We start from the raw sequence: 10,432 nt of genomic DNA on the forward strand, positions 1-10,432 counted from the left end.
CCACGGAAGCCGTCCGGGAGGCCATAAGCGACCTTCTGGACGACTTCGACGGATTCAAGGACTCAGAGATATTCCGGCGGTGCGTCTATGGGGGCGGCAGCGAGAATCCGGGCAAGGAATGGCGCGACAGGATCAAAACGCTCCAGCGGCAGGCCATGCGGCGTGAGGACATCCCGACCCGACTCAAAGATGCCATTGGCGAACTGTGGCAGATGGGCCGGACCTACGCCCGAGGCAATGCCCGCAAAGCAGCCGAACTGCGCCGGCGGATCGAGGCTGTGTTGGAAGAGTAAAGTGTTTGCCAACCACCTTTCGCCTATTATATCCTGTTGTTCGACGTGATAGTGACCGAGATTCGCCGGGATAGTTTTTAACCTGCAGCACCAGCCGGACATGTGACAAGCGTTCCCAGCGGCGTTGTCATTTTGGGGCGTTACAGTAAAAACTGAGAAATGCCTTCATTTTTATATTCGATTCAACCGCGTGAGGAGAATGGTTCATGCCGACTTTGGAATGGACAGGAAAAGACAAAGTGATGAATCACCATCAAAACGTGCCATTCCGGGTTTTGGAGCGGAGCTACAGTTTTGATGCTGCCGGTCATCATGAAGAAGACAATGGCAGTGAAAACATGATTATCCACGGCGATAACCTGGAAGCCCTTAAAGCTCTTTTGCCCCGCTATGAAGGCCGGGTGAAATGCATCTATATTGATCCTCCCTATAATACCGGCAATGAAGGCTGGTGTTACAATGACAACGTCAACGATCCGAAAATGAAAAAATGGCTTGGTGAGGTCGTCGGCAAAGAGGGGGAGGACCTGTCCCGCCATGACAAGTGGTTATGCATGATGTACCCACGCTTGAAACTATTACACAAGTTGTTGGCAGATGATGGTGCGATTTTTATCAGCATTGATGACAATGAACAGGCTAATCTTAAACTTGCCTGTGATGAAATATTTGGAAGAAGGTGCTTTGTTTCTAATATTTCATGGCAACGTACCTATTCCACACGCAATGACTCAAAGGGAATAGTCAATGAAGTTGAAAGTATGCTTGCCTACAGTAAACTACCTGACTGGAGCCCTCGCAAGCTGCCACGCACGGAGGCTATGAATTCGAAATATAAAAATCCTGATAATGATATCCAGCTCTGGAGAAACGATAACCCTTTTGCCCCCGGAGCCGCTACTCACCAAGGTATGGTTTACGCCATTCAGCATCCTTTTACGGGGAAAATGATCTATCCAAGTACTGGAGCCTGCTGGCGTTACCAACAAAAAGATATGCTTGAAATCATGCGTGGCTGGTGTGACTATGAACTCCGTGATTTGCATGACACAAAAAAACGTGCCGCAGTTTGCGGCATACGGGAGAACGAAGTTCGACCAGACGTGTTTGCTATCGTCCTTTCAGATTCGCTGGAGCGATCTGCCACTCAGGCCAAAGCCGTGTACGAACGCGGGCAATGGCCACGTTTCTTCTTCACCAAAGGTGGAAAGGGCGGTATAGCACGAAAGACCTATCTTGAGAATGTTGGCGGACGACTTCCCACCAATTTGTGGCCCTACTCCGAAGTGGGCCATACCGACGAAGCCAAAAAAGGACTTATGGCTATTTTTGGCGGGCGGGTCCCTTTCGATACCCCGAAGCCGACACGCCTCATAGAACGGATACTCCAGATTGCCTCAGACAAAGACTCCATCATCCTTGATTCCTTCGCAGGTTCTGGCACCACAGCTCACGCCGTGTTGAACATGAACAAGCAGGACGGCGGCAACCGCACGTTTATCCTTGTGGAGATGGAAGACTATGCCGACACGACTACAGCGGAACGGGTAAAGCGTGTCATTTCTGGCTACGGAGAGGGAAAGAACGCTGTAGAGGGCACGGGCGGCGACTTCAGCTTTTACGAGCTGGGCGAACCCCTTCTGCTGGATGCGGAACACCTCAACGAGGCTGTGGGCGTAGAAAAAATTCGTGAATATGTCTGGTTCATGGAGACAAAAAGGCCCTTCGTTTCAGTGCCAAACGATAATCCTTTTTATCTTGGTTCCAACAACCATGTGGACTATTATTTTTACTATGAACCAGAAACCGTCACCGTACTGGATTACGATTTTTTGACCACCCTTTCCGGCAAGGCAGACGGCACTGTTATCTATGCCGACCGCTGTGCCCTGAGTGAAGAACAGCTGACAGACCTGAATATCGTCTTCAAAAAAATCCCGCGTGACATCGCCAGACTGTAAGGAGCCTCCGCATGGAACTGAAAAAATACCAAAAACGAGTCATTGCGGATTTGTCACGCTATCTGGAACTGCTGAGAACAACCGGCAATTTTGTCACCGCCTACCGCACGTTTTGGCGGGAAAAAGGAGTTCCACTCGGTCCGGACAGCTTGCCAGATTATCAGAATCTTTTGCCGGGTGTTCCCAATCTCTGTTTCAAGGTGCCCACTGGCGGTGGCAAAACCTTTCTGGCTTGCAACGCCGTTCGGCCTGTCTTTGATACGCTTCCATCGCTCAAGGCAAAGGTCGTGGTCTGGTTGGTGCCATCCGACTCCATCCTTGAACAGACCTTGCAAGCATTAAAAAATCCCCGCCATCCCTATCGACAAAAACTTGATGTGGACTTCGGTGGTCGTGTGGAAGTCTACAGCAAGCAGGAACTGCTCAGCGGTCAAAATTTTAATCTCACAACCGTCATGGAACAGCTCTCCGTCATGGTGCTGTCATATGATTCCTTTCGGAGCAAAGGCAAAGAAGGATTAAAAGCCTATCAGGAAAACAGTTCCCTCACATCTTTTTCCAAAGCCTTGGGCAAACCTGAAATGCCCATTGAAAAAGCGGACGAATCCGCTCTGTTCCAAATCATCAATCAGCTCAATCCGCTCGTTATCGTGGATGAAAGTCACCATGCCCGCACGGATTTGAGCCTTGAAATGCTGAAAAATTTTAATCCGTGCTTTGTGCTGGATTTGACGGCCACTCCCAGAAAGGAAAGCAATATCATCTCATTTGTGGATGCTGTGCAGCTCAAACGTGAAAACATGGTGAAGTTGCCGGTCATCGTTTACAATCAGAAAAGTCAGACTGACGTAGTTGCCGACGCCATCGATCTGCGCCGCAAACTGGAAGAGCTGGCGGACATGGAACGCACCAAAACGGGGAACGCCATCCGTCCCATTGTGCTTTTTCAGGCGCAACCACGGGGAAAAGAAGATAGTACAACCTTTGAGAAGTTGCGCTGCAAGCTTGTGGAAGCGGGTATACCCGCTGAACATATTGCCATCAAAACAGCAGAGACAAACGAACTGAAGAACGTTGACCTTCTGTCCGATTCCTGCCCTGTCCGGTACATCATCACCGTCAATGCGTTGAAAGAAGGATGGGATTGCCCCTTTGCCTACATATTGGCATCACTTGCCAATCGTACAAGCCGCGTGGATGTGGAGCAGATTCTGGGGCGTATTCTTCGGTTGCCATATACGCGGAAAAACGATGAGCAGACACTAAACATGTCGTATGTTCTGACATCCTCGAATGATTTCAGAACGACGCTTGATGCGATTATCAAGGGGCTGAATAGCGCCGGTTTCAGCAAGAGAGAGTGCCGTGTCGCTTCGGAAGCAGTCCTTCCGCCCGATGTGCCAACGCCGATTTTGTTACCGCTTCCAACGAATGCGTCAACATCTACGGATGCGGATGACGATGTTTTAAATGTCAATCCACAGGAGCTTCAACGTGCCATCGCGGAACGGCGTACTCTAGACGCATCTGACGGGCAAACTATGAGCGGGGCGGATACCATGCTCAAGCGTGCCACAGAAACCGGGCAAGACTATGAACAGGCTGTGGCAAAGGCGGAAAACGAAGGTCAGCTAGCCGATGTTCCCTTGGAAGTGAAAGAAAAAATGACAACATACCCCATGAATGCCGAATATGCTGAAGAGGCCCCTCAGATTGCTATTCCACAATTTTTCTACAAAGTACCGCGCAGCCTTTTTACTCATGGCGAATTCGCATTATTGGAACGCGACCAGCTTGCCAAGGATTTTACGCTCAAAGGCAAGGCATATGATATTGATTTTTCTGGAGTTGATGATGACATTGCCAGCATAGATGTACGTGACGCAAACGGTGTTCCCAAAGTATTCAAACTTTCCAACGATGATCAAAATTACTTTAAAAAATATTTCCATACACTGCCTCCTGAAAACAAAGTAAAGCATTGTAAGGATATTATCTATAATCTCATTAACAAGTTGAATATTGTTTCTTCTAAAGAACTCCGTGACTACATAAAACGCATTGTTGATGATATGAATGCCTCTCAAGTCGCTGCATTGGAAAAGGCACCTTTGAGGCATGCTGAAAAAATAAAAACAAGATTGAAAGCCTTTTGATCGTTCACTTCAAGGAAGAATTTAAGAAATGTTTGGAGATGGAAAAAATTATCTGCAAGCCATCATGGAAGTTACCCCCCTCTATATCTCCGACAAGCAGTACCTCTTCTCTTGGAAAATCTCTGTATCAGGCAGAAGAGGCCATGAACGGTCTGGAATGGGAAATTGTCAAAGAAATCACTGGAGTTCCTAATATCAAATGGTGGCATCGCAATATTGCCAAACATGGGTTTCGCATTAATGGATACATCAACCACTACCCTGATCTCATCATTATGACGAAAAGCGGTAGGCAGATTCTCGTAGAGGCCAAAGGGCATTTTCTCAAAAACGAGGATTCAAGGCTTAAATTAGAGCTTGGTCGGGCATGGGAAAAAGCAGCAGGTTCACAGTATCGGTATTATATGGTCTTTGATGACGGGCAACCTCCGCTGGAAGGAGCCCTTACCTTGAATAGTTTCATAGAAATACTGAAAGAGCTTTAAAAAACTCAAAGCTGTCTGGAATAGCGTTTCTAGGAGATGCAAGACTTAATGGTATCTTCAATTTATTAGGAACTCTACTTTTTTTGTGGCGGCAAGCGACAATACGCTTGTCGCCCTTTTTGTCTGCACGACCGGGTTCCCTCGTGTTGACTTATAATATCGGATGGGAGCACGGCGTTTCCGCCGAGAGCTTCGGTGTACGTTCGTGAAGCGGCCCCGCCGAGACACCAGACTGTGGTAAAAAGAGCCGGGACGAATCCCGGCTTTTCCACATCCTACCTCTCGTATCAAGAAATATTCCAGACTTCCTTCAATCTATTCACAGTATATTCCCACTTCGAGGCTCTGGGTTGGCACACCGAGTTCTGGTTGCCGAAAAAGCCCCGTTCTCTCACAGCCTGTGACAAAGGAACACTATGCGTCCATTCAACACGGACGAGGTAGTTGGCAAGATTGGCATCACTCAAAGCTTCTTTGATCTCCGGATCACAGTCAGGTTGTTCCGTGATAGGCACCGCGCCATGCGCTGCCTGCACCATGAACTCGTCTGCTTTCACCCTGCTTTCCATCACCGTGCCGACGCCTACATAGCCATGTGCGGGGTTGTTTACCCAAAGTCTGGCTCCCGGTTCCAGCAGAGCCAGGGTACGGCTGTACCATGTTCCTCCTCCTGCAGCGAAATAACCGTACTTGCGGGCGCATTCCCAATCCCGCCCTCCTCCAAACGAACCGTAATACTCTCCATTCCACTGTTCACGGACGTTCCCCCTCGTTTCCGACAGGTCTACACCTGCGGGATCGCGGAACCACGCCCTCGTCAGATATTCACGGTCACCATCTTTGAAAAAGCGGAAAAAAATCGCGTTGATCTGGACGTTATGCGTCTCAGAAAGGTAAGTGACGATCCGCTCAGTGCTCTCGTCTAACTCGGAGGCAACGATGATGAGCTGATGATTTTCATTCAGAGTTTCAGGCAAGGCAGTGGCCGAAAAACGTGACTTGTAGGCATCATCTATGGAAACGGTCGGGAAAACGCCGCGATCCGATTGGAATTTCTGAAAAATTTCCCCGACTTTTTCTTCCGACAACGTGTTCACCCATGAAGCATAGTCGAGTAGTTGCGCTACCACTTCGCGTGGAGTCCTGTCGCGCTTCAACTCCAGCACGGTCAAATCTCCGTTGGCGTCCATAGCTAAAATGTCAATGATTCCGCCAAAAGGCGTTCTCACCTGCCTCCCAATAACCAGCAGATTCGGAGCGATAAGGGAAATATCGTCAACCAGCCATTGCTCAAGGCGGCTCTCCGCATCCAGCATGGAAGGTACGATAGCCTGCGGCGTTTGCTCTACACGCCAAATTCCGATTTCAATGGGCATAATCCCTCCAATGATTCGTCCACTTGATGAGGGGAATCCCTAACAACGTTCTCCATCGGTATACAATTTCCGAGAAACGCCCGAAGGTTGTTTGGGGGAGACTTTCGCCTCCCCTCTTTGGATAGTCCCTCCTATCCTTTGACACAGTTTCACGGTCGCCGTCAAAGCCGACCGTGCCCTCCACCCGCACCTATACCGAGGGAGCATAAAGACTCTGAACGGAAGAGGACGAAGATTGTGTAGATCCTCTTTTACTTACCACAATGGACAAACCTGTTCCGTGCATGGCAATACGTTTCTTGGCTAACTCCACGCTGGGATGTTCTTCTCCGTAACCCGGTTCCATTGTGCTGCCATCATCACGAACCATGACATAATGCAAAGCCCCGATGGTGAGAGGACACAAACTCCGCCCCAAGAGCACTCTTAATTCCCGCTCGTCGGGTTGTAGAGTCAAATTGGTTCTTGGCGCATCAACCCTTAACAATACGCCGAGGTCTTGAATTGTCTGCAATTCTTGTGCATAGCTCCAAGAAAGCCCTTTGATAGTCCAAGTATTGAACCCGTAAACAGTTACATCAAGCCCCAAAAACCGAGCACAACGCACTATGCCGGAGGGCATCCCATACCCCCAGCTCTCCGTTCGAATGTTATCCCCTTGTCCAGTAATGATCTGATACAAGGCGGTTTCGCATGTTGTCGTCGCTTCAAGAGCCCTTCCGCCAAGTGTCAACATGTAATGAGGACTCTCAGGAATCTCCGTGATCCCCAATTCAATGGCGGCGCAAAGCAGACAAGCTGCGCCGCACGAGTTGTCGTGTTGCTGCTTGTAATGTACCTTCATCTGCCCCTCCTTTTCTCCTGTTTCTCCAATATACATCCAAAGTATGTATTTTCCTATAGTGGATGATTATCTCCCTTGAACAAGCTAGGCCAGCCTTTCGGGCCCCTTCTTTTCGCGGAACCTCTTCCTCTATTATGCCTCGACGTCCCACTCCAGATCGTAGGGAAGATATACAAGGAGGAGCTTCTTCACCTTCACTCATCGTGGGCAAAGCAGTCAGCTGCAAGGTAGTCCCGTTCCAGTCCCAACTACCGAGCCTCGAACACTCCGCATAGTATTCTGAGAGGGTGTTGTTCTTGTTCAATTTTGCGAACTTGGCCCACACGCGCTGGCCGACTCGGAACGACTGGCGGAAAGAGATGACTGACATGACTTGGCTCCTTTGGGTTGAAGGTTTGGCCCCCGGTGGCACGGGGGCCGTTTCAGTTACTCGGCTTCGGTCTGGAAGGTTTCGCACTCGTTCAGTACGTCGAACACAACGTCTTCGATGGAGGAGGAAAGCGTCCTGATGGTTTCTTCCATCGCTCCGCCGCGCAGGGCGTCCTGCATGTTTTCAAAGTGGGCGTCGAAGTCGTCGGGGTTGCACCCGCAGCCAATGAACTGGTCAAGGGCGATGTAGCGGATGAAGGCGGCGCGGAGGGAATCACGTTCGGCGGTCATGGTTTCGAGAGTGGCGTTGTTCATGTTGTCTTCCTTTGGGTTAAATTGTTTAAGTTGTTGAAATCGCATGAATTATTAGTACCATAGTACCTTCGGTTGTAAAGAGAAAAAGCCTGTTTTTTCAATAAAATACATAAAAAAAGCCCCGCGTTTCGGCGGGGCCTTCGGTCAGGCGGAAAGCGGGAGTCCGTACTGGTCGGCCCGCCTGTTCCGGTCGCGCTCCTCACGCTCCCGTGCCTTCACATCGTCCGGGAGCCAGTTCTTGCCGCGCGCGGCGGTCAGGTTGAACCGTTCCCAAAGCTCCTTATCTTTGAAGTACATATGCAGCGTCCCTTTTTTGTAGCAGCGCATCTCGAAGTAGGTGCTCTCGAACAGGACGCCTGAGAAGTCGGGGCCGCATTCCTTGAAGTGCGCCTCCAGTGCCCACACTGTCGTGCGCGGCACGGATTCCAGTTTCTTGCCCTCCAGAAAGGCCATCGCCCGGTCGATGTCGTTCAAATTCTGCCGGGTATCCCCGTAGGTCAGGTGCCCGTCCCCGCCGTACCATACGTCAGCGACGCGAGGCAGGACGACGCGCCGGTTCACGCGCCACGCATCGTTGGTCTTCCATCCCTCGACGTGGACGCGGTTCTCGTCGTAGTAGCGGGTCATGATGTCGAAGGCCTCGACCACGCATTGCTGCAATATGGCCCCACGATTCAGGAAAATGGACTCGACGAGCGCATAGACGTTCTCTTCGGAAAACGCCATGCGCTCGTTGCTCTCCAGGAGCCTGTCGAGTTCCTTCTGGACACCGTGGGACGCCAGATTCCTCACATCGGTCAGGCGCAGGACCTCCCGCCATGCGCTCTTTTTCAATGACCGGACGAAGCGGTTGTACGCATCCTCCTGCGCCCTGCGGGTCGGCTTTTGCCGCATCAGTTCCTTGAGCGTTTCCCCGACCGTTTCCCCGCCGTCCGTGCCGAGCGGCCCGGCGTAGTGGGCAAGCTCCTGCGCCAGATGCGCGATCTGGACGAACAGCTCCCGGCAACGTCCGTACTGCGCCACGAGGTTCCCCACGGTGTCCCGCGTCGCCACTTCACTCTCGAACCGGGAACCGTCGCTGAAAACGGCAGTCCCCTCTTCATCGGAGCCGACCTCAAAGGAAAACTTCGGCTCCTCCCGCTTCTTGTGCAGATGCACAAGCGAGACGCGCACCTGCGTCTTTCGGAAGGCATCCTCCGCAAAGCAACTTCCGAGGTGCTCCACCTCGCCGTGCGCCTCGATGACCGTGGCCAGCAACTTCCGGTTCGCCGTGCAGGGGCTCAGGAGCGTCTGCTCGTTGAGCAGGCACACGATGTCCCCGTGGTCGAGGATTTCCCACGCATGGAGCAAGTGCGCATCGCCGTTGGCGAAGGGCGGGTTCATGAGGATGAAGTCATACTTTTCGTCCGGCCAGAACGTGAGGAAATCCGTGCCCACCAGCGGATAGCCCTTGCCCCGGATCGCGGCCTGCAACTCCGGCTCGATCTCGATGCAGTGCACCAGCTCACGGCAGCGGGTGTGGTAATAGCACTCCAGCTTCCCCACGGCGGCGTCGGCAAGGTCGCCCTTCCCCGCCGAGGGTTCGAGAATCGAGCGTCCAGAGAGCTTGCCGGCCTTGGCAAGCATCTTCTCCGCCACTTTGGGCGGCGTGGGATAAAACGAGGCGTTGTACATGTTGGCTCCTTTTAAAGTAACCTGTTTGAATTACTTGATAAAAAGATACCATGCGAGCCCCGTTTGTCAACAAAAATACTTAATTTTCAGCATGTTATATAAAAATCCCCGGTTATCCCAAAGGGATTTCCGGGGAAGCACGACGAAGAGCAAACAAGACTCAAGCGGGATAGGCGATCTCTATCCGCTCCAGATCCTCACGGCTGGCCGCGCCGTCAACAAGCGCGAACAGCTCGTCACGCCGGGCGCTCAGGATGCTTTGCACGTATTCAAGCCCGGCGGCGTCACCAGCGGCAAGGAGGGCCGCCTCCGTCGCCACTTCCACGGCGGAAGGGTTTGCCGCAGGCATGGTCAGGGTTGCCGTCAGCGCCGCAGTATAGCCCGCAGCAACCTCACGCCGCTTGTCGGCTTTGTACTCATCAAGCGGACGCTCCGGCTTCGTCAGGAGCGCATCGTCAGGAAGCGGGCCAAGCTCCTCAGTATACCGGGGCTCGGAACGCCACGTATCGCCGGGAAGCCAGTACTGCGTCCCGCCTTCCTTGCGGCCACGCTCGTCCATGTGCTGGCGATGGTCTTCCACCGTCTCCCATGCATCTCCGGTCCAGCGGGCAATGTGTCCCGCAGGAATGTCGGCAGGTAAAGCAACGGGCGTCGCGCCAGTCGCCTCAAGAATATACTCGCCATTCGGACGCTGAGTGGCATCACGGCTGCCAGTGTACTCACCAGTCTTCAAATCATACATATGAAGTTGAGGAATGGTCATAACTATCTCCTATGGTTAATGGTTTTTTATTGATAAAAGTCTTTCCGAGCTTGGTCGGGGAGCGGGAACGCGGGCGGGTACAACGCGCCGGGGATTCCTAACATCACGGGCGCTTGGTCCGGATGGAACATTATGTCAATCGAAGGTGGTGGCCCCTCTGGAGCCTTTCAGTCACACTGGGAACCTAATGGGACTG

General features: G+C 51.9%; 9 protein-coding genes. 4 read left to right on the forward strand and 5 right to left on the reverse strand.

The features are described 5' to 3' along the window. The 4 genes from HMPREF0178_RS21870 to HMPREF0178_RS21875 form a co-directional block, all read left to right on the forward strand. Positions 1–293 (forward strand): hypothetical protein (locus tag HMPREF0178_RS21870; RefSeq protein ID WP_009378596.1); only part of this gene is annotated, 293 nt, incomplete at its 5' end. 206 nt (positions 294–499) lie between these two features. After that, on the forward strand, positions 500–2,254 hold the full coding sequence (locus HMPREF0178_RS01985; RefSeq protein WP_009378597.1) for a site-specific DNA-methyltransferase: 1,755 nt from the start codon (positions 500–502) through the stop codon (positions 2,252–2,254). An 11-nt stretch (positions 2,255–2,265) separates the two neighbouring features. After that, complete coding sequence (locus HMPREF0178_RS01990) at positions 2,266–4,410, forward strand: DEAD/DEAH box helicase (RefSeq protein WP_009378598.1); 2,145 nt, start codon at positions 2,266–2,268, stop codon at positions 4,408–4,410. Positions 4,411–4,448: 38 nt separating this feature from the next. Further along, positions 4,449–4,895 carry a hypothetical protein gene (locus HMPREF0178_RS21875; protein WP_198134971.1) on the forward strand — a complete coding sequence of 149 codons (447 nt, stop codon included), beginning with the start codon at positions 4,449–4,451 and terminating at the stop codon, positions 4,893–4,895. A 287-nt stretch (positions 4,896–5,182) separates the two neighbouring features. On the opposite strand, the gene HMPREF0178_RS01995 is transcribed toward HMPREF0178_RS21875, so the two are convergent. From HMPREF0178_RS01995 to HMPREF0178_RS02015, 5 genes are all read right to left on the reverse strand, one after another. Further along, positions 5,183–6,271: an endonuclease NucS domain-containing protein gene (locus HMPREF0178_RS01995; RefSeq protein WP_009378600.1), complete on the reverse strand. Its 1,089-nt coding sequence runs from the start codon at positions 6,269–6,271 to the stop codon at positions 5,183–5,185. Between the two features lie 190 nt (positions 6,272–6,461). After that, positions 6,462–7,115 (reverse strand): hypothetical protein, encoded by a 654-nt coding sequence (locus HMPREF0178_RS02000; RefSeq protein WP_009378601.1) that lies wholly within the window; start codon positions 7,113–7,115, stop codon positions 6,462–6,464. A gap of 426 nt (positions 7,116–7,541) precedes the next feature. Further along, complete coding sequence (locus HMPREF0178_RS02005; protein ID WP_009378602.1) at positions 7,542–7,799, reverse strand: hypothetical protein; 258 nt, start codon at positions 7,797–7,799, stop codon at positions 7,542–7,544. A gap of 144 nt (positions 7,800–7,943) precedes the next feature. Then, positions 7,944–9,473: a DUF4942 domain-containing protein gene (locus tag HMPREF0178_RS02010; protein WP_009378603.1), complete on the reverse strand. Its 1,530-nt coding sequence runs from the start codon at positions 9,471–9,473 to the stop codon at positions 7,944–7,946. A gap of 160 nt (positions 9,474–9,633) precedes the next feature. After that, the gene (locus HMPREF0178_RS02015; RefSeq protein ID WP_009378604.1) at positions 9,634–10,236 is read right to left on the reverse strand and encodes a hypothetical protein; all 603 of its coding nucleotides are present in this window, start codon (positions 10,234–10,236) and stop codon (positions 9,634–9,636) included. Between the last annotated feature and the right edge of the window lie 196 nt (positions 10,237–10,432).

This window comes from Bilophila sp. 4_1_30, assembly GCF_000224655.1.
Lineage (GTDB): Bacteria > Desulfobacterota > Desulfovibrionia > Desulfovibrionales > Desulfovibrionaceae > Bilophila > Bilophila wadsworthia.